Genomic DNA, 24027 nt, shown 5'->3' with positions numbered 1-24027 from the left:
CTACGGGGAGCCGGCCGAGGCCTTCTCGCCGCTGCCACTGCCCTTGATGATCTGGATGATCTCCCGGCGCTTCTGCTCCAGCACGCGGGTGCGCTCGCCGGACAGCAGCGTGCTGATGGTGGCGCGGCCGCGCTCCTCGATGAGGTCCACGTCGTCCTCGTTGCGCAGCGACAGCGTCAGCTGCCCCAGCTCCGCCGCCAGCACCAGGATCTCCGCCTCTTCCGGCAGCACCATCAGCGAGACGTTGTTGTACTCGCGCTGGTTCTCCGGGATGAGGTTGATGTTCGTGGTGCCGGTGATCTTGCCCGTCGCGACCACGATGATGTTCTGCAGCAGCGTCACGGCGACGCTCTCATCCGTCTGCGGATCGCGGAACGTGCCGATGATGTCCACGTGGTCGTTGGGGCGGATCCACCCGCCCACGGACGTGGTCTGCTTCGCCTCGATGGTGATGGCGCGCGCCTTCTTCTGCACCTTCGTGGACAGGCGCTCGGCGGCCTTCGTCGTCTCGAACTGGCTCCAGAGGATGGGGTCGCCGGCCTGCAGCGCCACCAGCACCTTCTGGTTCACGATGTAGTTCGCGGAGTCCGGCTTCACCACCGACGAGGTGACGAACTGCTCGGGCACGGAGCGCTGGGAGATCATCTCGTACGTGATGACCGACCCCTCGGGCATGTCCTGGCCCGCCACCACCACGGGCACCAGGTTCCACCCGCGGCGCACATCCGATTCCTTCTTCTTGATGGCCGAGTAGGCCACGATGCCGGCGAGCAAACCGAGCACCAGTGCGACGACGAGCGGGGTCTTACCCTTCAACATGGTTCTAGGTCCTCCAGAACGGTGGGGCGCCGTCGTGGCGGCAGGACAGCTTTGGACGAGGGGGCGATGCCAGGGCGCGAACGGGGCAAGATGTTAGCCATGCCCCAGAGCAGGTGTCAAAACCACCTCTCGTGACAAAGCGGAATCCCGGGACACCCGGGGCTCGCGGCGCCTGTCCGCCGGGTGGGGAGGACGGCGCGACACACGGGCCTGATCCGCGGCCTTCCTCCGTCCCGTTCAGGGGAACGGCAGGTTCAGCACGAAGTAGAACGAGTCGTAATAAATCTGGTACGCCTCGAGGAACAGGTCGATGACGTTGGTCTGCTTGTCCTCGTTCCAGCGGATCTTCACCGTGGCGCCGACGACGAGCCCGACGATCAACACCCAGTTGATCATCGAGTACTCCACCATGGCCTGGCCACGGCGGATCCGGCGGGGCGGAGACTTCCGGGGGCTGTTCACGGGGGGAGCGTGCACGTCCGACCTCATGGCCCCATTATCCAGGACCCGGGCCTTCCACGCATCGGTCATGTGGACTGCCCCCCTCCCCTACTGCGCGGGCGTGGAGGGGGCGACCTTGGCGGGAGCCGACGCGGGGGCGGCGGGAGGCGAGGCCTGACGCAGGCGGCGCTGGGCCAGCTGGGCCGCGCTGGAGCCGGGGGCCTCGGTGATGATCTGCCCGCAGACGGTGGCGGCTTCCTGGCTCCGGCCCTGGACGGACTCCGACTCGCAGAGCCGTGAGAGCAGCCCCAACCGCTCGCTGCCCGTGGCTCCGGCGGCGAGTGCGGCGCGCAGCAGCTGTGCTTCCCGGGCGCGGTCCCCCTGGCTCGCGGCGGCCTGGGCCTGGGCGGACAGGTCGCGTGACGTCATCGCATCTTCGGAGGAGGCGGACTTCTCCACGGGCCTGGGCTTCGCGGCCTCCGCGCGGGTGGACTCCTTCCGCTGTTCGGGGGCTGAGAGCGTCGTGTTCGCGGGCGCGGGCTGGCGGCCCAGCGCGCCCGTGGCGACGGGAGCCACGGCCTCGGCCATGGGCGCGGAGGCCACGGGAGGAGGCGGCGGGGCCGCGCCCGCGGCCATGCCTTCGGCTTCATCGTCCAGGGCGAGCCCACGGCCATAAGACGCACCGCCCAGGCGCAGGGAGTCGTTCTTCGCGACCTTCGCCTTGTCGCTGCTTGCACCGGGTGCGCGCCGCGGCGCGGGGGCGTCCTTCATGGCGAGGGCGCTGTCGGCCTCCTCTTCCTTCGGAGGCGGAGACATCTCCTGCGCGACCGCGGCGGCCGGGGCCGGCTCGAGCGCCGCGAACTCGTCCGCGTCCCGGACGGCCTTGGCCATCTTCTTCTTCGGTGCGTCGGCGTCCGCGCGACGCCGCTCCAGCAGCGCGCCACCGCTGCCCGCGTTCATCCAGTCCGACGGACGGGCGCCGGCCGCGCCCTTGAGCTCTGCCTGCGCGTCGCCCTGCTTCCGGTCCGCGAGCTGCTCCATCGGCTCGGGCGCGGCCGTCGCCAGGGGCGCGCTCGAAGGCGCGGGCGGGGGCATCGCGGCGCGCGAGGCGGGATACTCCGCCTTCTGCTTCGCCGCCTCCATCGTCGGGCTGGAGGCCTTCTGCGTCAGGTTCGGCTCCAGGTGGAGGTTCTCGCTGACCGTCAGCGTCAGGAGGCCGAAGGTGCTCACCGTGGCCAGGCCCACCGCGGGCAGGAGCCAGCGGCGCCAGCGCGAGGGCTTCGGCTCGGGCCCCGCGGCGGCGCGGCGCGCGGACTGCTGCGCGTACGCGAGCAGCGACTCCAGGCCCGCGTCCGGCGCGGGCTCCGACGACAGCTGCGCCATGGTGGTCCGCACGCCGCGGATGTCCGCCAGCGCCTTCGTGCAGCGCGCGCAGCCCTGGACGTGCTGCTCCAGCGACCGGGCCTCCGACGCGGGCAGCTCGCCGTAGGCGAAGTCGAGGAGCCGGTCCTCGTGCGCGTGGGCATTCTGGGCACTCATCCCGCCACCGTCCTTCCATCCTCCGACAGGTCGCCATCCACGCCCAGCTCTCCCAGGCGGCGGCGCAGGCCCTCCAGCGCGTAGCGCATCCGGCTCTTCACCGTGTTCTCGGACACGCCCGTCACCTCGGCGATCTCCTTGAACGGGATGCCGCTGTACTCCCGCAGCACGAACACCTCGCGCTGCTCCTCCGGCAGGCCCGACAGGGCGCGCTCCAGCAGGGGCCGCAGGCGCGCGTTGTGCGCCCCGCGCTCCGGACTGGCGCCGGCATCCGGCAGCCCCTCGCCCAGCGGACGTCCCTCGTCCCCGTCGGCACCCGCCGTGGGGGCTTCCAGGGACGTCGCCTGGCGGTAGCTCTCTTTGCGCGTGCTGTCCACGCAGAGGTTCCTCGCGATGGTGTACAGCCAGGTCGTGAACCGGGCCTTGGGCTCGTATTCCCGGGCGCTGCGGACCACCTTGAGCCACGTCTCCTGCAGCACGTCCTCCGCCCGTGCCCGCTGCCCCACGAAGCGCAGGATGAAGTTGAACACCGGCGCGCGGTGCTTGCGCACCAACGCTTCGAACGCGCGCGCGTCTCCCGCCTGGAAGGCGAGCATCAGCTGCTCGTCTGAGGTTTCGGGTGCCAAACTTCCCCCAGTGCCCATGAAGCCACGGGTGCCATCCCCTTCACCGCCCACGGCCTGTAACGGACAGCCGTGCGCGAAAGGTCTATTCCGGCCGTGGCCGCCGGTAAGTGGCGAGAATGACAGGGACCGCCACCCCTGTCACCAGAAGTGCCTGCGCCAGCAGCACCGCCGGCAGCGGGCGCTGCACGTGCACGTACAGCGAGCGGCCAAGCCCCACTCCCAGGAGGACGCCCGTCAGCGTGCGCAGCGCGTTGGAACCGGAAGCGGGCCGGAAGCGTCCCACCGCCCAGTCCACCAGCGCGGGCAGCGTGAGGGCCAGCACCACCGGCACGTCCCACTCCCACCGGAGCGGCGCCTTCAGCGCGAACAACCCCAGGAACACGGCGGCGAGCACCGGGTACGTCCCCAGGCACCGCGCGCACACGCGCACGCCCGCGAGCACGTACGTGCGGTTGTACTCATCCGCGTGATGATGGCTGAGCCAGAACACCGGCGCCTCCTCCGGACGCGGAAACAGCGGTCCCGTCCTGCACTTCCCGCGAGTCCCCTTCCGCCAGGAAGCACGCCGCGGCGTGGCCTCCGCCCAGCGGATACAGCGGCGGCGACTCGCGCCGGCAGCGCTCCATCGCATGGGGGCAGCGCGGGTGGAACGCGCAGCCGGTCGGCGGCGACAGCGGCGAGGGCGGCTCTCCCGGCAGGAGCAGTCGCGCGCGGGGACGCTCCGGATCCGGCACCGGCACCGCGGACAGCAGGGCCTGCGTGTACGGGTGGCGAGGCCCGGCGTACAGCGCCCGCGACGGCGCGACCTCCACGATGCGGCCCAGGTACATCACCGCCACGCGCGAGGACACGTACTCCACGATCTTGAGGTCGTGCGCGATGAAGACGTATGTGAGCCTGCGCTCGCGCTGCAGGTCCACCAGCAGGTTGACGATCTGCGCCTGGATGGAGACGTCCAGCGCGCTGATGGGCTCGTCCGCCACCACCAGGTCCGGACGCAACGCGATGGCACGTGCAATGCCGATGCGCTGACGCTGGCCGCCGGAGAACTCGTGCGGGTAGCGGTGCCGCGCCTCGCGGGGCAGCCCCATGGCGTCGAGCAGCGCCAGCACCTCGTCCTCGCGCGCCCTGCCCTTCGCGAGGCCATGGATGGCGAAGGGCTCCGCGAGGATGTCCCCCACCGTCATGCGCGGGTTGAGCGACGCGTACGGGTCCTGGAAGACGAGCTGCATCTGCCGGCGCAGCGGCCGCAGCTCGCGCTGAGACAGGCCGGTCAGCTCGCGCCCGGCCACGCGGATGGAGCCGGAGGTCGGGTCGATGAGGCGCAGCACCGCGCGTCCCAGGGTGCTCTTGCCGCAGCCGCTCTCCCCCACCAGGCCCAGCGTCTCGCCCCGGGCGACGTCGAAGGACACGCCGTCCACCGCGCGCACCGTGCCGCGCGTGCGCCCCAGCAGGCCGCCCTTCACCGGGAAGTGCACCTTCAGGTCGCGCACCTGGACCAGGGGTTCGCTCATGGCGCGGGCACCGGATGGTGGCAGGCGGCGGACTGGCCTCCGCGCTTGGGCTCCAGCACGGGCGCGACGCGGGCGCACAGCTCGGTGGCGCGGTCGCAGCGGTCGCGGAAGGCGCACCCGGACGGCAGCGCGCCCAGCGAAGGCACCATGCCGGGGATGGCCTTCAAGCGCTGGCGTCCGCCCTCCACCGCCGCGCCCGCGTCGTGCGGCGACGGGATGGAGCGCAGCAGGCCCGCCGTGTACGGGTGCGCGGGCCGGGCGAACAGCTCGCGCACCGGGGCCTGCTCCACGATGCGGCCCGCGTACATCACCACCACCGCGTCACAGCTTCCGGCCACCACGCCAAGGTCGTGCGTGATCAGCATCACCGCCATGTGGCGCTCGGCCTGGAGGCGCTTGAGCAGCTCGAGGATCTGCGCCTGGATGGTGACGTCCAGCGCGGTGGTGGGCTCGTCCGCGATGAGCAGCGCCGGGTCGCACGCGAGCGCCATGGCGATCATCACGCGCTGGCGCATGCCGCCGGAGAGCTGGTGCGGGTACGCGTCCACGCGCTCGCCGGGCGCCGGGATGCCCACCTGACGGAGCATCTCCACCGCGCGCTCACGCGCCTGCGCGCGCGTCGCGCCCAGGTGCAGCCGGACGCCTTCGCCAATCTGCTCGCCCACGGTGAACACCGGGTTGAGCGACGTCATGGGCTCCTGGAAGACCATGGCCACGTGCCGGCCGCGCACGCGGCGCATCTCCTTCTCCGGCAGGGCCAGCAGGTCCTCGCCCCGGAAGCGCACCTCGCCGCCCACCACGCGGCCGGGCGGCTGGGGGACGAGCCGCATCACCGACAGCGCCGTGAGGCTCTTGCCGCAGCCGCTCTCCCCCACCACCCCCAGCGTGCCGCCGGGAGGGACGGTGAAGGACACGCCGTCCACCGCGCGCACCGTGCCGCGCGGGAGCGACAGCTGGGTGACGAGCCCCCGCACGTCCAGCAGCGGGGCCGGGGCGTCGACCCGGGCCCCGGGGGACGGCGCGACGCCGGTCACTTCTGGGCCAGCTCCTCCAGGAACTCCGCCTCCTGGATGAGCCCCTTGCGGATGAGCAGGCGGATGAGGCTCGCGACCATGCGCGCGGGCTTCACCTTCTCCGTGTCCAGGCTGGCCTCCTCGCCGCGCGAGATGCGGTCGATGTCGTCCAGCACCGCCAGGTCCTCCTCGGAGAAGTCCGGCGTGGGCGTGAGCGCCATGGACGGCTTCGCGCCCTGCGCGGCGCCGCCGAAGAGCACCACCGGCACGCGCGGCTTGCTCGGGTCCTCGGGCTCGGAGGGCGGAGGGGGCGGCGGCCGGGCCGCGGCGGGCGGCGGCGGGGGACGCGGGGCCTTGGGGCGGGGCTTGGAGCCCAGGATGTCTTCCAGCACCTCCGCGCCGTCGACGCCCGACTCGTGCGGCGGCGGTGGAGGCAGGTCCCAGTCCAGCGCCGGCGGCGCGGGCGGGCGCGGCGGCGCCGGGGGCCGCGCGGAGGCGGAAGGCGGCGACGGCAGGATGTCCGGCGAATCGTCCTCGTCCATGTCCATCGGTTCAGCCTCCACGATGTCCAGGGGCTCGCCCCGGCCGCGCGCGAGCGCCTGCTCCATGTCATCCGACGCGGCGACGAATACCTTGAGCTGCTTGCGCAGCTGGAAGCGCAGCTCGTCCACCAGCATCAGGTTGCCCGGGTCCTCCACCGCGACGTGGATCTTCTCGCTGCGGCCGTCCTGCTCCGAAGCGAAGAGGAGCACCCGGTGCTCGCTCTGGAAGTCCATGGACACCAGCGAGGACACCCCGTGCGGGATGTACTCGGGGATCTCCACGAAGGGCAGCTCGTGCTGCGCCGCCAGCGCCCGCGCGATGTCCCGGCCCGTGCACAGGCCCATGGACACCAGCACCTCGCCCAGCTTGCGGCCCTGGCCGCGACGTCCGGAGGCAAGGGCCTGCTTCACCTGCTCGTCCGTCACCACTCCGGCCTGGACGAGGAGTTCACCAATCTTCTTGCGCATGGCCGGGGGCTACCGCTTGACCTTGGCGAGGTATTCCTCGCGGGAGAAAACACCCTTCTCAATGAGCAGCTCCACCATGGCCTTCAGCGCCGCGACCTCCTTGCGCTGGACCTCCTCCACGCTCTTGAGCAGCTCCGCGGGGCTGCCGGAGGCGGCCTGACGGGGGGCCTCCGCGGGGGGCGGTGGCCGGGGCGGAGCGGCGGCGGCGGGCTTGGGGGACATGGCGACGGCGGCGGCCGGGTCCAGGTCCTTCAGGTTCTTCACGACGGTGCGGCCCTGCGCGTCCACCACCTTGAAGTTGGTGTCCGCGTCCTCCAGCTCCGCCGTCTCCTCGTAGAGGCGCGCGAACGCCCGCGCCACGGAGGTGCGCCCCGCCACGTTGGCCACGATGCGGCACTTGGACAGGGCCCGCAGCTCGTCCAGCACCCGCACGTTGAGCGGGTCCGACATGGCGACCACGAGCGTCTTGCCGTCGTCGCGCAGCTGCAGCGGCACCACGGAGAAGTCGCGCGCGGTCTGCGCCGGGATCTTGGACTTCACGTGCGGCGGCACCATCTGCACGGCGTCCAGGTTCACCGCCGGCATGCCGAGCTGCTTCGACAGGGCGCGCACGAGGATGTCCTCGGACACGAGGTTCATCCGGACGAGGATCTCGCCCAGCTTCCCGCCCCACTTGGCCTGCTCGGCGAGCGCCGCCTTGAGCTGGCTCTCCTGCAGGACGTTCGCCTTGATCAGCAGTTCTCCGAGCTTGATCTGTGCCATGTCGTGCGCGCCATAGTACCCGGTTTGCGCCGGGGCGCTGTCTTTCGACGCCTGGAAGCTCAGGAACCCGGCGCGGGGGGCGCGGGCGACACCGTGCCCCCCGAGCGGACTTCCTGGCCCCGTGCGTCGACGTCCACCACCCTGGCCCCCTCGGGCGCCACCAGCTCATAGAGCGTCAGGTCCGGGCGGCCGTTGAGGCGGATGTCCGTGTACTTCAGGTCCAGCTTCGTGTCCGCCGTGGAGGCGATGAGGTGCACCTTGCCGGGGAAGAGCTGGTCGCCGCGCTGCTCGAAGTCCTCGAACGCCAGGTCATAGCCCGGCACGCCCCGGACCTCGCTCTTCACCACGCGCAGGTGCTTCGGGTCCACGCGGAGTGTCTGTGTCGCGGGGCCCCGCTGGAGCTTCAGCACGTACACCCGCTCCTTCTCATCCAGCTCCAGGGTCATGGACTCCGGAGGCAGGAGGGGGACCTGGCCCAGCATCACCGCCACCAGCTCCTCGCTCGGCAGGACGACAGGCAGGAAGCGGGACACGTTCTCCGCGCTGGCCGGGCCCTGGAGGTACGTGTTCTCCCCCGCCTGGTAGACGCCGAAGCGCTCTCCGTTGGAGACGAGCGAGGCCACCGGGCGGTTGAAGAAGTCGTACGTCTCCAGGTGGATGAAGCCCGGGCGGGTGATGGAGAGGAACGTGGAGAGGGTGCCGCTGCCCTGGGGCGAGTCGACGTGCAGCTTGGCGTCGCCCTCCAGGTTCACGACCTGCGCCTGCCGCTCGCGCACGTGCTGGTAGAGCGTCTGGGCATCCTCGATGCGGCCTTCCGGACCGAACTCGAGGCGTTTGGGGCAGGCCGAACAGAGGAGGGCCAGGAAGATTGCGGCGGCTGCGCGGTTCATATGTCCTAGTGTGAGCCAGGGCCGCATGCCCGGTCATCCATCATGAGCCTGAACGATCTACTTCATTACCTTCGCCTGGGCGGCGTCACCCTCGCCCTCCTCCTGGGCGCCTCCGTGGTGGCCCTGGGCGTGGCCATCGAGCGGCTCATCGCCCTCTGGGGCGTGAGCGAGCGCTCCCGCAACCTGGGGGAGATCGTCCAGAAGCACCTCCTCCGGGGGGACGTGGCCGCCGCCCGCACCGCCGCCGAGCGCTCCGACGCCGTGGCGGCCGACATCTTCCTCGCCGGCTTCGACCGCTGGGAGCGCTCCCGCTCCACCGGGGGCAACGGCATCGAGTCCGCCGTGGAGCGCGAGCGCGCCCAGGTGGGTTTGAAGCTGCGGCGCAACCTGTGGCTGCTCGCCACCATCGGTTCGACGACGCCCTTCGTGGGCCTCTTCGGCACCGTGGCCGGCATCATGCGCTCGTTCAAGGACCTGGGCGTGGACGTGGAGGCCGGCGGCACCGGCGGCTCCGCGGCCGTGATGACGGGCATCTCGGAAGCGCTCGTCGCCACCGCCGTGGGCATCCTCGTCGCCGTGCAGGCGATGGTCTTCTACAACTACTTCCAGGCCCGGCTGTCCCGGGTGCTGGTGGAGCTGCGCCTCCTGGGCGACGAGTTCGTGGAGACCCTCAAGGAGCGCGCCGCCGGCGGGCCCCTGCCGGAAGCCACGCCCTCGCGCGAGAGCGCCACGCCCCCGGCCCCGCGGCCGGATCCGCAGCCCGCCTCGTAAGGAGAGACGCCCACCATGGCCATGGGAAAGACGCCCGGCTCGGGCGACGACGAGCTGGAGGGCGCGGGCTTCGCGGAGATCAACATCACGCCGCTGACGGACGTGATGCTCGTGCTGCTCATCATCTTCATGGTGACCAGCTCGGTCATCACCCAGCAGGGCCCGGGGGGCGGCGCCAAGGCGGGCCTCAAGGTGAACCTGCCCAAGGGCGGCGCCGCGGACGTCACCGCGCGCACCACGGACCTGTCCGTGGCGGTGCTGGCGGACGGCCGCTTCATGCTCGCGGGCAACGTCGTCGCGGAGGCCGAATTGAAGCAGGCCTTCGAGACCGCGAAGAACCAGAACCCCGACACCGTGGTCATCGTGCAGGCGGACGAAGGCGTCTCCCACGGCACCGTGGTGCAGGTGATGGAGCTGGCGAAGAAGGCCGGCCTCGCGCAGCTCGCCATCGGCGTGCGCGAAGGCAACTAGGCGCGGAAGAAAAGCAGAAGGCCCCCCGGCACGCATGCCGGAGGGCCTTCTTCATTTCAGGACTTCACGCCGGGCTTCAGACGCCGCCGAACGCCGCGTCGGTGATGTCCATGGGGGACGTGTCCTCGGTGGCGATGAGGCGCGCGGCGTACTCCACGTTGGGCAGCACGTTGCGCGCGTACCAGAGGGCGCTGAACTTCTTGCCCTCGTAGAACGCCTTGTCCGGGTGGTCCGCGCTCACGCTGGCGGCGGCCTTCTCCGCGATGACGGCCGCGTCCAGCAGCAGCCAGCCCACGGCGACCTCCGACATCATGTTGAGGAAGCGGTTGGCGGACAGCGGGATGAGCGGGAAGCGGCCCGCGTCCTGCGACCAGCCGAACAGCGCCATCGCGCTGGACATCAGGCCTTCCTGCGCGCCGGCCAGCGTCTTCACGGCCTCGCCCAGCACCGGGTGCTCGCGGTGCGCTTCCACGAAGCTGCCCACGTCGCCCATGAACTGCTGGAAGTGCGCGCCGCCCGCCTGGCCCATCTTGCGGCCGACCAGGTCCATGGCCTGGATGTGGTTGGTGCCCTCGTAGATGGAGAAGATCTTCGAGTCGCGCGTGTACTGCTCCACCGGGTAGTCCTGGATGTAGCCGGCGCCGCCGTACACCTGGATGGCCTGCGCGCAGAGGCGGAAGGCCTGGTCGGAGCCGTAGGACTTCACCAGCGGGGTCAGCACCTCCACCTGGCCCTTGTGGTAGCTGGCCGCGTCGTCGTCCTTGCCCGCCAGCTGCTTCGCCTTGTCCAGGTGCATGGCCAGCTTGATGATCAGCGCGCGGATGCCTTCGACGTGCGCCTTGATGTCCAGCAGCATGCGGCGGACGTCCGGGTGCTCGAGGATGGCGGCGCGCGGCGCGGCCGGGTCCTTCCACTTGGTGAAGTGGGAGCCCTGCTTGCGGTCCTTCGCGTAGTCGAGCGCGTTGTAGTACGCGGCCGACGCCAGGCTCACGCCCTGGATGCCCACGGCGATGCGCGCGCCGTTCATCATCTTGAACATCTGGCTCATGCCCACGTGCTCGACGGTGCCCACGAGCTCGCCCAGACAGCCGTCGTTCTCACCGAAGTTGAGGACACACGTGGCGGAGCCGTTGATGCCCATCTTGTGCTCGATGGACGCCACGGTGACGTCGTTGGGCTGGCCCGCGGAGCCGTCCGCGTTGATGCGCAGCTTGGGGACGATGAACAGCGACAGGCCCTTGGTGCCCACCGGCGCGCCGTCAATGCGCGCGAGCACCAGGTGGATGATGTTGCCGGCCATGTCGTGGTCGCCGCCGGAGATGAAGATCTTCGTGCCCCGGATGTTGTACGTGCCGTCCGCGTTGCGGCGCGCGGTGGACTTGGCCGCGCCCACGTCGGAGCCGGCGTGCGGCTCCGTGAGGCACATGGTGCCGCCCCACGTGCCGTTGAGCATGCGCTCCACGAACTGCTTCTGCTGCGCGGGCGTGCCGCACTCCGCGATGACCTCCGCCGCGCCGAAGGCGAGGCCCGGGTACATGTTGAAGGCCGTGTTGGCGCCGGAGAGGATCTCCTCCACCGTCACCTGGAGCATCATCGGCGCGCCCTGGCCGCCGTGGTCGGGGCTCACCGCCACCGTCTTGAAGCCCTGCTCGTAGAGCTTGTTCCACGCGTCCTTGAAGCCCTTGGGCGTGAAGACGGCGCCGTTCTCCACCCGGCAGCCCTCGCGGTCACCCACCGAGTTGAGGGGCCCCAGCACCTCGCGCGCGAAGCGGTACGTCTCCGTGAGGACCGCCTTCGCCTCGTCCGGCCCCCAGGCGTCATAAGGAGCCTGGCCCGCCACCTGGCCGAAGCCGAACTGCTCGAACAGCGTGAAGAAGATCTCTCGAAGGTCGGTCTTGTAGGTGTTGATGCCGGCGGACATGGCCACTCCTGCGTAGGGGCTCGCTGCCTGCCTGCTTCCCGCAGGGCGGGAAAAAGTAAGGGTCAGCGGCCCATGTGACGCAGGAAGTGTGGCGTCGACTGATTTTTGAGTCAACCCAAGATGACACCCCGCGTTGAGCAGCAGTCGAAAGCTGCCCTGCTCGAACGCGGGATTTCGTCCGGGAACGCCTACTTCTTGGCCTTCTTCGCGGCCGGGAGGGACGCCGTCTTCGCGGCGGGCTTCTCCCGGGGGGCGGTCTTCTTGGACGAGGCACCGGTGCGGGGCTCGTCCGCCTCCTCGTCGTCCTCCTCGTCCTCGTCGCGGTCCCGCTCGGGGGCGGCCGGCGGGGCGCTCGCGGCGGCGTCCGGGGTGGCGGGGGCCGGGACGACCAGGCTCTCGCGGGGGACCTCCACCACGATGGGGGACTGGCCGGAGCGCTGCCGGTTCTCGTCCTCCAGCGAGTAGAAGAGCTGGATCTGCGAGCCGCCCTTCATGACGAGTTCGCCCTTCTGGTTCTCCGCCCAGAGGTCGATCTCGACGAAGTACCGGCCGCCGGAGCCGTGGCGGTCGCTCACGCGGCCCTTGCAGACCACGGTGTCGCCCGGCCACACCATCTTGATGAAGCGGACGTTGTAGCGCCGCAGCTGCCCGCCGCGCGCCCAGTCGCTGATGAGCTGACCGAGCATGCCCATGACGAGCATGCCCGGGGCGTAGACGGACGGCATGCCCACGCTCTTGGCGTAGAGCTCGTCCACGTGCACGGGGTTGTAGTCGCCGGAGGCGCCCGCGTAGCGCGACAGCTGGACGCGGTCCACCGGGGCCTTGGCCAGCGCCGGCAGCTCGTCACCGACGCGGATGGATTCGAAGTAGAGCTTGCGCGCGGGCATCAGGCGTTCTCCTTGGCGGCACGCACCACGAGGGTCCGGCGGGCGCGGAAGACGAGGTTGCCCTCTTCGTCCCGGCCTTCGTCCTCGATGACCGCGATGTCCATCTTGCCGGACATGCCCGGCCGCTCGAAGACGTCCGACACGCGGGTGGACACGTAGATGCGGTCCCCCGCGAAGATGGGCCGCTCGTAGTCGAAGCCCTGTTCGGCGTGCAGCAGGCTCTTGATGCCCACCCCCAGGAGTTCCCGGAGGTCCGCGGCGGAATGGAACGACGCGGGGAACGTGGGCGGCGCGACGATGGTGGGGTAGCCCGAAGCACGGGCGTACTCCTCGTCGTAGTAGATGGGATTGTAGTCGCCAATCGCCTCGGCGAAGCGCCGGATGGCGCCCTTCTCCACCTCGTTGAGCGTCGGCGGCGAGGCGCGGCCAATCGCGTTCTTGTCCAGCATTTCCCTCTCCTGATGATCCTTCAGCGGCCTGCCGGAAGCTCGAGCACCGTCAGGAGCCCTGCCTCCGCGGCCGTCAAACGTGGCGCGGCATTCACCAGCGCGTTCGCGGTGGCCCGGTCACCCGCCACTCCCCCCGGTATTTCCAGCACCAGCCTGGGGTCCGCGTCGATCTCGATGCGATCCCGTGGGTTGTCCGCCCCTACCGCGATGGTCAGCTCCAGGCGGACCCGCTCCTGCCCCTCCTCCAAACCCACCACGGACTGGAACATGCCCGCGACGCGGCCTTTCTTCACGACAAATGCGCCGCCGGTGATCTCCTCCTCGGCGAAGACGGGCGCGACCTCCTCCTCGAAGTCGTCGCAGTCCAGCCCCAGCCCCAGCGCCGCCAGCGCCGCGGACTCCACCAGCCCCACGTGGCCCAGCTCCTCGCGGTCCACCAGGTCGAAGAACTCCTCCTCCGTCAGGCCCGCGCCCACCTTGCGCTGCAGGGCTTCACGGCGCGTCCGGGCGTCCACCACCCGGCTGGCCGTCACCTTGCGCACGGGGCCGCACACCTGCCCGGCGGTGGCCACCAGCCGGTCCAGCACGAAGCCGGGGTTCACGCCCGTGCCCACGATGGCGACGCCCGCCTTCTGCGCGGCGCGCTCCAGCTTCTCCGCCAGCTCCGGGTACTTGAGGTGCGGGAACGCCAGCTCCTCGCAGGTGCTGGCCACGGGCAGCCCCAGCTTCAGCGCGTCCAGCAGCTGATCCATCACCTGCGACAGCCGGGAGCTGGTGGCGTGCAGCACCACCACGCCCTTGCGGCGCCCCACGGCGCGCTCCAGCGTGTCCGCGACCTTGAAGCGCGGCCCGGCCAGCCCCAGCACGTCGCCCAGGGGACGGCCCACCAGGGAGGGCTGCGAGTCCACCGCGCCCATCAGCTCCACTTCGGGGGATGACAGGGCCGCCCTGGCAATCTCCTGCCCGATGAACCCCAGCCCCATCACCACCACCGGCACCGGCCCATCAGGGGCTCTAGCCATCGGAGATTGCTCCCGAATTCCAAGGGGTTACAGCCATTTACGACGGGTAGGCGGCCACCATAGAACACGGCTCGACAGGCAGGCAAGCAGGACGTGGAGTCCAGCGACCTCCGGGTTGAGCGAAACTTCAAGGATTCCGGCAGTTTAGCGGCACTGGAAAGCTTGGGGGGGCCTGTTTGGCCGCTCCTGGACCGGCTATAAGACTCTGAGAAAAGACGCAGCCCACTCGCTCGGAGCGTATCAGCCCATGGCCCGAATCCTCGTGGTGGACGACGACGTGCTCATCCTCGCGGCGCTGTCCCGGATCCTCCAGGCGGAGGGTTACGAGGTCGTGATGCACAGCGATCCGGTGGTGGCGTCGCGGGAGCAGGGATTCGACGTCGTCCTGACGGACTTCATGATGCCGTACCTCAACGGCATCGAGCTGTTGTCGGCGCTGCGGGAGAAGAACCCGCGCGCGGTGCGATTGATGTTGACGGCGGCGGCGGACTTCAAGGTCGCGTCGGAGGCGGTGAACCGGGGCGAGGTCTTCCGGCTGCTGGGCAAGCCGTGGGCCCTGAGCGAGCTGACGAGCAGCATCCGGCAGGCCTTCGAGCACCACCGGCTGGTGGCGGCCAACGAGCGGCTGACGCGCGAGGTCGCGGACAAGAACGCGGAGCTCTTGGCCATCAACATGGACCTGGAGCGCCGGGTCGTCGAGCGCACGACGGGGCTTCTGGACGGGCTCATCAGCGCGCTGGACTACCGGGACACGGAGACGCAGTGGCACTCGCGTCGCGTGTCGCTGTACGCGCGGCGGCTGGCGCAGGAGATTGGCCTCAGCGGGCCGGCGCTGGACGTGGTGGAACAGGGCGCGCTCTTGCACGACATCGGGAAGATTGGAGTCCGGGACTCCATCCTGCTCAAGCCCGGGCCCCTCACGCCGGATGAGTGGGTGGAGATGAAGCAGCACCCGGAGTTCGGCTACCGGATGATGGCGAAGATGCCCTACCTGCACGAGGCGGCGCTCATCGTCCTGCAGCACCAGGAGCGCTGGGACGGCAAGGGCTATCCGCTGGGGCTCAAGGGCGAGGAGATCGTCGTCGGCGCGCGCATCTTCTGTCTCGTGGACACGCTGGACGCCATCACCTCCGACCGGCCCTATCGCAAGGGGCGCCCCATGAGCGTGGCGCGCGACGAGGTCCGCCGCTGCGCGGGCACGCAGTTCGATCCGGCGCTCGCGGAGGCGTTCCTCGGCCTGCCGGAGACCGAGTGGGCCCGCATCCGCCGCGAGGTGGAGCTGATGGAAGAAGCGGAGACCCACCGCTGGACGGGCGGCAAGCTCAACGCCCAGGGCGAGCCGATGCCCGCGCGCGCCGCCGGGGCCTGACGCGCGAGGGGGCTTTTTCAGGGGGCGCGGGTTCCGACGACGACGTCGTCGATGACCGTGCCCTCCAGCAGCGCGTCCACGACGTCCATGCCGCTGACGACTTCGCCGAAGGCCGTGTAGCGGCCGTCCAGGTGCGGCTGCGGTGAGTGGGTGAAGAAGAACTGGCTGCCGCCGGTGTCCTTGCCCGACAGCGCCATCCCCACCGTGCCCCGTGCATACGGCCGGCGCGTCATCTCACAGCGGATGGAGTGCCCGGGACCGCCCTCCCCGTCTCCGCGCGGGTCTCCGCCCTGCGCGACGAAGTCCGGCACCACGCGGTGGAAGGTGATGCCCCGGAAGTAGCCCTGCTTCGCGAGCGCCACCAGGTTGCCGCCCGTGAGCGGCGCGTCCGGATCCAACAGGACGGTGATGTCGCCCTTGCGCGTGCGCAGCGTGAGCGTCGTCCCCGCGGGCGCGGCCGGCGGACGGTAGGTGTCCGCGGGCAGCTCCACGCGCGCGGAGCGGACGGGCGTGCCGGTGAGCGTGGTGAGGGACTCGGCCGCGACCCGGCGCACGTTGACGTGCGGATGGGTCAGCCATTCGCGCAGGCGTGGCTCCGCCGCGCGGCCCTGCAACGCGACGAGCGCGCCGGCCACCGCCTCCGCCAGGTCCGGCTCCTTGGGAACGCGCTCGGCCAGGGCCTCCAATGCGGGCAGCGCCGCGGCGTCCTTCAACTTGCCAGCGGTGGCCGCGGCGAGCCCCGCCACCACCGCGTCGCCTCCCCCGATGAGCGCGCGCACGGGCGCCATCGCTTCGGGGACGGGGCGCTCGGAGAGGGCGTCCAGCGCGGCGCCACGCACGAGGGGACTGGCGTGGTTCAGGTAGGGCACCGCGAACGCCGCGCCAGGCACCGCGGGGCTGGCCTCGCCCGGCTTCGATGCCGTGGTGGGCGCTCCCTTGAACTGGGCCACTTCATGGAGTCCGAGGGCGAGCCATCGGGCTTCGGGCACGCGGCCGTAGCCGCACTGGAATACCTGCTCCAACGAGCCCTGCTGCCGGTCCATCGCCGCCGCGAACCGGCAGTCCAGCCAGGCGAGGTCCGCGTGCGCTTCGTCGGACACGGCGGTGCGGTCGGCTTCCGCGAGGGCCTTCCTCAGGCGCGACAACACCGGACGGCCCTGGAGCGGAAGGCCCTGCTGCGCCACCGCCAGCAACGCATGGCCCTGCGCCGCCTTCCCTTCCGCGACCCGCTTCGCCAGGTGCGCCTGGCCTTCCAGGGCCAGGAGCGGAGCGCAGGACGCGCCGGGCGCGCACTTCACCGCGAGCTTCGCCAGCGCCCGCGCCGCCTCCGCCGACACGCGCGGCGTGGCGTCCCCCAGCATCAGGTTCAGCCCCAGCGTGTCGCTGGGGCTGCCCACGTCGCCCAGGCCCTTCACGCAGAGGGCCATCACATCCGGATGGGCGTTGGACAGACACGCGCGCAGCGCCTCCACGGCGTCCGGCCGCTTCGACGCCGCCAGGAGGTACGCCCCGGCGAGGTTCACCTCGATCCGCTCACGGGGCTTCAACAGCGCGCGGATCGCCTCCAGCGGAACGTTCGCCACCGCCGCCGCGCCGGCCTTGCGCGCCGCCACGCCCAGCGCCGTCGCCGCGGCCTCGGACCACGGGCCTTCGGCGGGAGAAAGCCGGGCCGTCAGCACCTCCACCGCGCCAGGCGTGGCCAGCTTGCCCAACGCCTCCAGCAGCGTGATGCGCACATCGCCATCCGCTTCCGCGGCCTCGGCGCGTAGCAGCGCGGCGGTCAGCGCCGTCCGAGCGTCCTCCGGCAGCGGCTCCCACGACTGCGCCAGCTCGCCCGCGGCGAAGGCGGCCTCGTCGCGCACGGCCTTGTCCGGCGCCGTCAGCTCGGCGACGACGGCCTCCAGCGTCTCCACGTCCTGGATGCGCGCCAGGGCACGCAGGGCACGCATGCGCACGCTCACCTCCGGCGCGGCGGTGGCGAGCCGCACGAGCTCACCGCCTCCCAGCGAGCGGCGGTCCTCCCAATCCTGGATGCGCGCCATCACCTGGGCAGGCGTCTCCGGCGGCGGCGGAGCGGGCGGCGGCACCGTGTGGGCACAGGCGCTCACGAGGAGGAATCCGGCGGACACTGCGGCGGGCAGGCGGGCCATGGCAGCGGGGCTAGGTCAATTCCCCGCGAAAATCCAGGGGTTATGGCGCTGAACAGGTTTGACAGCCGCGCGCCGGGGCCGGGAAGATATCGCGCCGTTTCCCCCCTCCCGGAGCACCGGCCCTGAACTGCCCAGGCTGCAATCGCAAGGTCGCGGACGACACCGCCATCTGCCCCAACTGCGACTACATCATCGATCAGTCCTTCCTTGGGGGAGCCGGGGACGAGGGGGACTCCGGCGATGACGAGAGCACCGGGGTCGGACCTCCGCCGCGCTCGCGTCCGCCCGCGGCCCGCGCCGCGCCGGAGCCCCGTGCGCGCCCTGCCCCGGCCCGCGCCAAGACGGGCCCCCGTCCCGCCGCGCCTCCTCCGAGCGACGACGCCACCAACGTGCGCAGCATGGAGGACATCGCCCGGGAGAAGGCCCAGCGTGCCCCGTCGCGCGCGGGCAGCGGCGCAGCCAAGGCCGCTCCCGCACGGGCACCGGCCGCCCGCCGCGCCCCGGCCCCCGCGCCCATCGAGGAGGAGGACGACTCCGGCGACGCCGTGGCGGATCCGTGGTCCCGCGAGGCGCGCGAGTTGGAGTCTCCCCGCTCTCCCATCGATGATCCGGAGGTCCTGCTGGACGACGCGCGCTCGTTCCTGCGCGAGCTGGAGGGCGGCGACCGCATCGCGTTCTGGGGCGCGACGCTGGTGGTGCTCTCCTGCTTCATCCCGTGGAAGGAGACGGCGGCGGACGGCGACTTCCTGGGCCTCATCAGCCTGGGGTTCATCTCCTTCCTCTTCGCCATCGCGACCATGGTCTTCGTGGGCCTGCGCGCGCGTCAGGTGATGACCTGGGTGAACCCCATGCTGCCGTGGGGCGCGCAGATGGTCTGCAGCGTGGTGACGCTCGTGTGGTCGCTGGTGTTCCTGAAGCTCTCCTCGGACACCACGCTGGTGCCGTCGCCGCTCGGCAACTCGGAGATGATGAACTCGTCGCCGAGCATCGGCTGCTTCCTGGGCATCCTCGGCGGCGTCATCGCGGTGCTGGGTGGCCTCATGGGGCTGAAGCGCCAGCAGGATTAGGGCCCCGAGGATTTCGCTGCCTCGCTGGACGGGAGGCGGGCTACCGTCGCCGGCCACCATGTCCGACGCCACGCCCCTCTCCCGCCTCCTCGACGCGCTGGGCTCGGCCGTCGTGGGCCAGCCCCGCGTGCTGGCCGACCTGGTGACGGCCTTCCTCGCGCGCGGCCACGTGCTGCTGGAGGGCGTGCCCGGCGTCGCCAAGACGCTCACCGCGCGCAGCATGGCGGGGGCGCTGGGCCTGTCCTTCTCCCGCGTGCAGTTCACGCCGGACCTGATGCCCGCGGACATCCTGGGCACCAACGTCTTCCAGCCGCAGTCGCAGGCCTTCCGCCTGATGAAGGGCCCCGTCTTCACGGAGGTCCTGGTCGCGGATGAGATCAACCGCACCCCGCCCAAGACGCAGGCCGCGCTGCTGGAGGCCATGGAGGAGCGGCAGGTCACCATCGACGGCGTCACGCACGCGCTGCCGCCGCACTTCTTCGTCGTCGCCACGCAGAATCCGCTGGAGCTGGAGGGCACCTATCCCCTCCCCGAGGCGCAGCTCGACCGCTTCCTCATGCGCGTGCGCGTGGGCTACCCGGACGGAGACTCGGAGACGGCGCTGCTCCGTGCCTTCCACCAGCGCGAGGGCCGCCCGCCCGGCGTGTCCCGCGTGCTGGACGCGGCCACGTTGACGGAGCTTCAGGACCGCGCGGCCCGCGTCGCGTGCGACGACTCCATCCTCCAGTACGTCGTGCAGCTCGTGCGCGACACCCGCGCCCACCCCCGCGTGCGGCTGGGCGCGAGCCCCCGCGCCGCGCAGGCCCTGCTCGCGGCGGCCAAGGCGGCCGCGGCGCTGCGGGGCACCGACTTCGTCACCCCGGACGACGTGAAGGCCGTCACGCCTGGCGTCCTCAACCACCGCCTCCTCCTCAAGGCCGAGGCGGAGGTGGAGGGCGTCACCGCGGATGACGTGCTCAAGCAGATGCTCGAACGGGTGCGAGTGCCCCGGTGAGCCTCGGGCGTCCCGTCCCCAGCGGCCTCGCCGTGGCGCTGTTCGCCGGGGCGCTCGTGCCCGCCGCGCTCGCGGTGGCGAGCCCCGCCTTCGGGTGGCTGGCGCTCGCGGTGGACGTGGCCGTCCTGCTGCTGTGCGCGGTGGACTTCCTGCGCGCGCCCCGTGCCCAAGACCTGGAGGCGCGCCGCGAGGTGGAGCCCATCCTCTCCTCCGGCGTGGACAACCCCGTGCGCTGGGAGCTGCGGTCGCGCACGGACCGGCCCGTGCGCGGCGAGCTGCGCGACGAGCCGCCCCTGGACGTGGAGAGCCACGGCCACCGGCAGCCCTTCACGCTGGAGGCGGGCGGCGCGTCCACGCGGCTGACGTACCGCGTGCGTCCTCCCGCCCGTGGCGACGCGCGCTTTGGCGACGTGAACCTGCGCCTGATGGGCCCGCTGGGCCTGTGCTCGCGGCAGGTGAAGCTGCCCGCGGCTCGCGACGTGAAGGTGTATCCGGACCTGAGCGCCCTGTCGCGCGAGGCGCTGACGCTGGCGCGCGCGTCGGAGGCCGTGTCCGCGCGCACGCTCCTGCGCAAGTCGGTGGAGGGCCGCGAGTTCGAATCGCTGCGCGAGTACCGCCCCGGAGACGACTACCGCCACATCGACTGGAAGTCCTCCGCGCGCCATGGCCGCACGCTGGTGCGCACGTGGCAGCCGGAGCGCAACCAGCCGGTGCTGCTGCTATTGGACTGCGGCCGTCACATGGCGGGCCGGGTGCAGGGGCGCAGGAAGCTGGACCACGCGGTGGACGCGGCGCTGCGGCTGGCGCGCGTGAGCCTGGACGCGGGGGACGTGGTGGGCGTGCTCGCGTTCGCCAGCGACGTGCGCGCCTTCCTGCCTCCGCGCAAGGGCGCGGAGCACCTGCGCCTCATCACCGAGTCGCTCTACCGCGCGGAGGCCGGCCTGGAGGAGAGCGACTACGGCCGCGCGTTCGACTTCGCGTTCGCCCGCCAGACGCGCCGCACGCTGGTGGTGCTCTTCACCGACCTGGTGGATCCGGACGCGTCCGCCGCGCTCCTCACGCGCACGCTGGCCCTGCGCCCCCGGCACCTGCCCGTCGTCGCGTCGCTGCTGGACGAGGACCTGGAGGCCGCCGCCACCGACGTCCCCGGCGACGCCCCTTCCGCCTACGCGCGCCAGGCCGCCGCCCGCATGGAGGCCGAGTACCGCCGCACCGCCACCACGCTGCGCGACGCGGGGGCGCTGGTGGTGCGCGCACCGGCACGCGGCTTCGGCGCCGCTGCACTCAACGTGTACCTGGACGTGAAGGCGCGCGGGCGGCTCTGAGGAGTCCTGTCGCATTCGTCAAGCCTTTTGGAACACTCCGGTGCACGCGCACGCGCGTGGCGTTTCGCCGAACGCCACGCTTGCCAATCGCGCGGAGGCCGAGTTTTCGGCCTCGCGGAGGACCCCCTTTACAGATGCGGATCGCTGCCCAGAATGGCGCGCCTCAACTGTTCGCGCGCACGCGCGCACGCTCCAAACCGGACGGGAGGCGGGACTTGGCGGAGGTAGCGAGGGGTTTGAAGCTGGAAGTGGAGGCGGACGCCGCGGCCATCGCGGCCCGCGCCGCGGAGGAGCTGGTGGAGGCGGGGCTGACGCCCTTCCACGAGCGGCTCCTCGCCGAGGAGTTGCTGGCGCGCAGCGGTGACACGCAGCAGCGGCTGGCCAACGCGCTGGCCGAAGCGAAGGTGGACCTCAACCCCCACCAGGTCGAAGCGGCGATGTTCGCGCTGGACGCGCTGTCGCGCGGCGGCTGCATGCTGGCGGACGAGGTGGGCCTGGGGAAGACCATCGAGGCGGGCCTCGTCGTCGCCCAGCTCATGGCCGAGGGCAAGAACCGCATCCTCATCCTGGCCCCGGCGGTGCTGCGCGCGCAGTGGAACGCGGAGCTGCGTGAGAAGTTCGACCTGGACAGCGTCCTCGTCGACGGCCGCGACGTGAAGAAGCACAACAACTGCTTCGACCAGCCCTTCCCCGTCATCTGTTCGCACCCGTTCGCCGCGAACAAGTCCGCGCTCGTGTCGGAGATTCCCTGGGACCTGGTCATCATCGACGAGGCCCACCGGCTGCGTAACGCGCACCGGGCCAACAACAAGACGGGCCAGGCGCTGCGCGCGTCGCTGGCGGGCCGCCCCAAGCTGCTGCTCACCGCCACCCCGCTCCAGAACGACCTGATGGAGCTGTTCGGCCTGATGTCGCTGCTGGACGAGCAGATCCTCGGCCCCGAGCACGCCTTCCGCAGCCGCTACCGCGCCGACGAGGGCGGCGGCATGACGGAGGCCGCCGCGTGCGAACTGAAGGAGCGGCTGGCTCCGGTGGTGCAGCGCACGCTGCGCCGGCAGGTGCGCGAATACGTCCGCTACACCAACCGCCGCAGCATCGTGGAGGACTTCCACCCGTCGCCCCAGGAGCACGACCTCTACGAGAAGGTCAGTGAGTACCTGCAGCGCTCGGAGGCCGCGGCCATCGAGCCGGGCAAGAAGACGCTCCTGACGCTGTGCTACCGCAAGCTGCTGGCCTCCTCCACGTTCGCCATCGCGCCCACGCTGCGGCGGCTGTCGGAGAACCTGGAGAAGCGCCTGATGGCCGCGCGGCTGGGACAGCAGGCCCTGTCGCTCTTCGAGCCGGAAGAGGCCAAGCAGTTCGTGGAGGAAGGCGAGGAGTGGTCCGACGACCCCGCCAAGGCGCCCCAGGTCCGCACGCTGGAGCAGGAGGTCTGGGAGCTGCGCCAGTACGCGGACCTCGCGGACTCCATCCGCATCAACGCCAAGGGTGAGGCCCTCAAGCGCGCGCTGGACCGCACCTTCGCGGTGATGCGCACGCACTCCTGGCCGGAGAAGGCGCTCATCTTCACGGAGTCCAAGCGCACGCAGCAGTACCTCTTCAACCTGCTGTCGGAGCACGGTTACAAGGACAAGATTTCCCTCCTGTCCGGCGACGCCGGCGGCACGCCCGAGGAGCGCCGGGCGCTGGTGGAGGAGTTCCGCCACAAGACGCAGATCCTCATCTGCACGGAAGCGGGCGCGGAGGGCCTCAACCTCCAGTTCTGCAACCTGGTGGTGAACTACGACCTGCCGTGGAACCCGCAGCGCGTGGAGCAGCGCATCGGCCGGTGCCACCGCTACGGCCAGCAGCGCGACGTGCTGGTGGTGAACTTCCTCAACCGGCAGAACGCGGCGGACGCGCGCCTGTTCGAGCTCTTGGAGAAGAAGCTCAACCTCTTCGACGGCGTGTTCGGCGCGTCGGATGAAATCCTGGGCGCGCTGGAGAGCGGCGTCGACTTCGAGCGCCGCGTGCTGGACATCTACCAGTCCTGCCGCGACCCGAAGGACATCAACGTCGCCTTCGACAAGCTGCGCGAGGAGCTGGAGGGCAGCATCAACCAGCGCATGACGTCGATGCGCTCCGTGGTGCTGGAGCGCTTCGACGGCGACGTGCGCCGCCGGCTGCGCGTGGCGGGAGACGCGGCCAAGGAAGTGGTGGCCAAGCGCCAGCAGGAGGCGAAGGCGCTCACCGGCTCCGTGCTGGGCAGCCGCACCTCCGGACGGCTCCAGGTGGCCAAGGCCGCCTACGCGGTGCGCGACCGCACCCAGGACACCGTCAGCTACCTGCAGCTGGACGCGGCGGGCCTGCCTTCACGGCTGGCGCGGCTGGCCGGCAGCGAGGGCTGGTGGTTCGTCTACAAGTTCGAGACCACCGGCCTCAAGCCGGAGGAGAAGCTGGTCCACCTGGTGCTGGTGAAGGACCGGGACGGCGGCTTCCGGGCCCTGCCGCTGACGGACGGTGTCCACTTCACGAAGCTCGACGCCAAGGAGGAGAAGCGACGGCAGCCCGCGCCGGTGTCGGTCCAGCTCATGCAAGAGCAGTCGCTCATGACCGCCAAGGATGAGCTGATTCGGGCCGCGGAACGGCGCAACGCGTTGGAGCTGGACAAGGCCAAGGAGCGCGCGGACCGCTACGTCGAGGACTGCCTGATGGAGTCGCGCGAGGTGGTGGAGGCCGCGCGCCAGGCGTGGTTCGACGCGCGCAAGGACGTCTCCGGCATCGAGGACGTCGCGGAGCGCGCGAAGGCGCGGGCGCACTCGGACCGCCTGGAGCGCGACTACCGCCGCAAGCTGGCGTCGCTGCGCAATGAAGAGGAGAAGCGCTACGCCTCCAAGGACCGGCAGCTGGCGGAGCTGGCCAACAAGGGGCGCGTGACGGAGAAGCGCACCCTCATCGCCTCCGCGTACTTCTGGCTGTCCTGAAGCCTCTGCGCTCCGAGCAGGGCC

22 protein-coding genes are annotated in these 24027 nt (G+C 71.1%); 7 read left to right on the top strand and 15 right to left on the bottom strand.

Translation table 11 applies throughout. The annotated features are described in order from the left end of the window. From cpaB to AABA78_RS29745, 10 genes are all read right to left on the bottom strand, one after another. The gene (gene cpaB, locus AABA78_RS29790) at positions 1–819 is read right to left on the bottom strand and encodes a Flp pilus assembly protein CpaB (RefSeq protein WP_120546685.1); all 819 of its coding nucleotides are present in this window, start codon (positions 817–819) and stop codon (positions 1–3) included. 237 nt (positions 820–1056) lie between these two features. Further along, entirely contained in the window at positions 1057–1296 is a 240-nt protein-coding gene (locus AABA78_RS29785) for a hypothetical protein (RefSeq protein WP_338268256.1), read from the bottom strand. A gap of 72 nt (positions 1297–1368) precedes the next feature. Further along, the gene (locus tag AABA78_RS29780) at positions 1369–2799 is read right to left on the bottom strand and encodes an anti-sigma factor family protein (RefSeq protein WP_338268254.1); all 1431 of its coding nucleotides are present in this window, start codon (positions 2797–2799) and stop codon (positions 1369–1371) included. Continuing rightward, entirely contained in the window at positions 2796–3443 is a 648-nt protein-coding gene (locus AABA78_RS29775; RefSeq protein ID WP_171421847.1) for an RNA polymerase sigma factor, read from the bottom strand. Before AABA78_RS29775 ends, AABA78_RS29780 begins: the two co-directional genes overlap by 4 nt. Before the next feature lie 64 nt (positions 3444–3507). Next, entirely contained in the window at positions 3508–3915 is a 408-nt protein-coding gene (locus tag AABA78_RS29770) for a DUF2085 domain-containing protein (RefSeq protein ID WP_171421848.1), read from the bottom strand. Next, complete coding sequence (locus AABA78_RS29765) at positions 3884–4939, bottom strand: ABC transporter ATP-binding protein (RefSeq protein ID WP_338268248.1); 1056 nt, start codon at positions 4937–4939, stop codon at positions 3884–3886. The genes AABA78_RS29770 and AABA78_RS29765 overlap by 32 nt, the downstream gene beginning before the upstream one ends. Beyond that, entirely contained in the window at positions 4936–5973 is a 1038-nt protein-coding gene (locus tag AABA78_RS29760) for an ABC transporter ATP-binding protein (RefSeq protein ID WP_338268247.1), read from the bottom strand. Before AABA78_RS29760 ends, AABA78_RS29765 begins: the two co-directional genes overlap by 4 nt. Then, entirely contained in the window at positions 5970–6962 is a 993-nt protein-coding gene (locus AABA78_RS29755; protein ID WP_338268246.1) for a cyclic di-GMP-binding domain-containing protein, MshE-related, read from the bottom strand. The genes AABA78_RS29760 and AABA78_RS29755 overlap by 4 nt, the downstream gene beginning before the upstream one ends. Positions 6963–6971: 9 nt before the next feature. Further along, complete coding sequence (locus tag AABA78_RS29750) at positions 6972–7724, bottom strand: cyclic di-GMP-binding domain-containing protein, MshE-related (protein WP_338268244.1); 753 nt, start codon at positions 7722–7724, stop codon at positions 6972–6974. Positions 7725–7783: 59 nt separating this feature from the next. Beyond that, positions 7784–8614, bottom strand: a complete 831-nt coding sequence (locus AABA78_RS29745; RefSeq protein WP_338268241.1) for a DUF4292 domain-containing protein — start codon at positions 8612–8614, stop codon at positions 7784–7786. A 42-nt stretch (positions 8615–8656) separates the two neighbouring features. Between AABA78_RS29745 and AABA78_RS29740 the strand changes: the two genes are divergently transcribed. Further along, positions 8657–9385, top strand: coding sequence for a MotA/TolQ/ExbB proton channel family protein (locus AABA78_RS29740; RefSeq protein ID WP_171421830.1), 729 nt, complete (start codon positions 8657–8659; stop codon positions 9383–9385). 15 nt (positions 9386–9400) lie between these two features. After that, the gene (locus AABA78_RS29735; protein WP_171421831.1) at positions 9401–9856 is read left to right on the top strand and encodes an ExbD/TolR family protein; all 456 of its coding nucleotides are present in this window, start codon (positions 9401–9403) and stop codon (positions 9854–9856) included. 76 nt (positions 9857–9932) lie between these two features. Here the strand turns inward: AABA78_RS29735 and AABA78_RS29730 are convergent, their stop codons facing one another. The 4 genes from AABA78_RS29730 to AABA78_RS29715 form a co-directional block, all read right to left on the bottom strand. Next, entirely contained in the window at positions 9933–11777 is a 1845-nt protein-coding gene (locus AABA78_RS29730; RefSeq protein WP_171421832.1) for an acyl-CoA dehydrogenase family protein, read from the bottom strand. Positions 11778–11965: 188 nt separating this feature from the next. Further along, a complete protein-coding gene (locus AABA78_RS29725; RefSeq protein WP_338268236.1) occupies positions 11966–12664 on the bottom strand; it encodes a MaoC family dehydratase in 699 nt (232 codons plus the stop codon). After that, a complete protein-coding gene (locus AABA78_RS29720) occupies positions 12664–13113 on the bottom strand; it encodes a MaoC family dehydratase N-terminal domain-containing protein (protein ID WP_014397671.1) in 450 nt (149 codons plus the stop codon). The genes AABA78_RS29725 and AABA78_RS29720 overlap by 1 nt, the downstream gene beginning before the upstream one ends. Before the next feature lie 20 nt (positions 13114–13133). After that, the gene (locus tag AABA78_RS29715) at positions 13134–14135 is read right to left on the bottom strand and encodes an NAD(P)H-dependent amine dehydrogenase family protein (protein WP_171421681.1); all 1002 of its coding nucleotides are present in this window, start codon (positions 14133–14135) and stop codon (positions 13134–13136) included. A gap of 247 nt (positions 14136–14382) precedes the next feature. Between AABA78_RS29715 and AABA78_RS29710 the strand changes: the two genes are divergently transcribed. Further along, entirely contained in the window at positions 14383–15504 is a 1122-nt protein-coding gene (locus AABA78_RS29710; protein WP_171421682.1) for an HD domain-containing phosphohydrolase, read from the top strand. A 17-nt stretch (positions 15505–15521) separates the two neighbouring features. On the opposite strand, the gene AABA78_RS29705 is transcribed toward AABA78_RS29710, so the two are convergent. After that, complete coding sequence (locus AABA78_RS29705; RefSeq protein ID WP_370469490.1) at positions 15522–17612, bottom strand: peptidylprolyl isomerase; 2091 nt, start codon at positions 17610–17612, stop codon at positions 15522–15524. A gap of 440 nt (positions 17613–18052) precedes the next feature. Here AABA78_RS29705 and AABA78_RS29700 point away from each other — a divergent pair, with 440 nt between their 5' ends. The 4 genes from AABA78_RS29700 to AABA78_RS29685 all read left to right on the top strand — a co-directional run bounded on the left by AABA78_RS29700 (position 18053) and on the right by AABA78_RS29685 (position 24003). Continuing rightward, on the top strand, positions 18053–18721 hold the full coding sequence (locus AABA78_RS29700) for a hypothetical protein (protein ID WP_338268737.1): 669 nt from the start codon (positions 18053–18055) through the stop codon (positions 18719–18721). A 58-nt stretch (positions 18722–18779) separates the two neighbouring features. After that, a complete protein-coding gene (locus AABA78_RS29695) occupies positions 18780–19715 on the top strand; it encodes an AAA family ATPase (RefSeq protein ID WP_171417431.1) in 936 nt (311 codons plus the stop codon). Further along, on the top strand, positions 19712–21040 hold the full coding sequence (locus tag AABA78_RS29690) for a DUF58 domain-containing protein (RefSeq protein WP_338268227.1): 1329 nt from the start codon (positions 19712–19714) through the stop codon (positions 21038–21040). Before AABA78_RS29695 ends, AABA78_RS29690 begins: the two co-directional genes overlap by 4 nt. Positions 21041–21282: 242 nt before the next feature. Further along, positions 21283–24003 carry an SNF2-related protein gene (locus tag AABA78_RS29685; protein WP_338268735.1) on the top strand — a complete coding sequence of 907 codons (2721 nt, stop codon included), beginning with the start codon at positions 21283–21285 and terminating at the stop codon, positions 24001–24003. The last annotated feature ends 24 nt before the right edge of the window (positions 24004–24027 follow it).

Origin of the sequence: Corallococcus caeni, from assembly GCF_036245865.1 — a bacterium.
In the GTDB taxonomy this organism is placed as follows: domain Bacteria; phylum Myxococcota; class Myxococcia; order Myxococcales; family Myxococcaceae; genus Corallococcus; species Corallococcus caeni.
This window is presented reverse-complemented; position numbering and strand designations above follow the sequence as displayed.

Excerpts from the sequence above, each read along its gene's own strand:
- cpaB (WP_120546685.1), bottom strand. The coding sequence starts at position 819 with ATGTTGAAGGGTAAGACCCCGCTCGTCGTCGCACTGGTGCTCGGTTTG.
- AABA78_RS29780 (WP_338268254.1), bottom strand. The coding sequence starts at position 2,799 with ATGAGTGCCCAGAATGCCCACGCGCACGAGGACCGGCTCCTCGACTTC.
- AABA78_RS29775 (WP_171421847.1), bottom strand. The coding sequence starts at position 3,443 with ATGGGCACTGGGGGAAGTTTGGCACCCGAAACCTCAGACGAGCAGCTG.
- AABA78_RS29765 (WP_338268248.1), bottom strand. The coding sequence starts at position 4,939 with ATGAGCGAACCCCTGGTCCAGGTGCGCGACCTGAAGGTGCACTTCCCG.
- AABA78_RS29755 (WP_338268246.1), bottom strand. The coding sequence starts at position 6,962 with ATGCGCAAGAAGATTGGTGAACTCCTCGTCCAGGCCGGAGTGGTGACG.
- AABA78_RS29750 (WP_338268244.1), bottom strand. The coding sequence starts at position 7,724 with ATGGCACAGATCAAGCTCGGAGAACTGCTGATCAAGGCGAACGTCCTG.
- AABA78_RS29745 (WP_338268241.1), bottom strand. The coding sequence starts at position 8,614 with ATGAACCGCGCAGCCGCCGCAATCTTCCTGGCCCTCCTCTGTTCGGCC.
- AABA78_RS29740 (WP_171421830.1), top strand. The coding sequence starts at position 8,657 with ATGAGCCTGAACGATCTACTTCATTACCTTCGCCTGGGCGGCGTCACC.
- AABA78_RS29735 (WP_171421831.1), top strand. The coding sequence starts at position 9,401 with ATGGCCATGGGAAAGACGCCCGGCTCGGGCGACGACGAGCTGGAGGGC.
- AABA78_RS29730 (WP_171421832.1), bottom strand. The coding sequence starts at position 11,777 with ATGTCCGCCGGCATCAACACCTACAAGACCGACCTTCGAGAGATCTTC.
- AABA78_RS29725 (WP_338268236.1), bottom strand. The coding sequence starts at position 12,664 with ATGCCCGCGCGCAAGCTCTACTTCGAATCCATCCGCGTCGGTGACGAG.
- AABA78_RS29720 (WP_014397671.1), bottom strand. The coding sequence starts at position 13,113 with ATGCTGGACAAGAACGCGATTGGCCGCGCCTCGCCGCCGACGCTCAAC.
- AABA78_RS29715 (WP_171421681.1), bottom strand. The coding sequence starts at position 14,135 with ATGGCTAGAGCCCCTGATGGGCCGGTGCCGGTGGTGGTGATGGGGCTG.
- AABA78_RS29710 (WP_171421682.1), top strand. The coding sequence starts at position 14,383 with ATGGCCCGAATCCTCGTGGTGGACGACGACGTGCTCATCCTCGCGGCG.
- AABA78_RS29700 (WP_338268737.1), top strand. The coding sequence starts at position 18,053 with ATGGAGGACATCGCCCGGGAGAAGGCCCAGCGTGCCCCGTCGCGCGCG.
- AABA78_RS29695 (WP_171417431.1), top strand. The coding sequence starts at position 18,780 with ATGTCCGACGCCACGCCCCTCTCCCGCCTCCTCGACGCGCTGGGCTCG.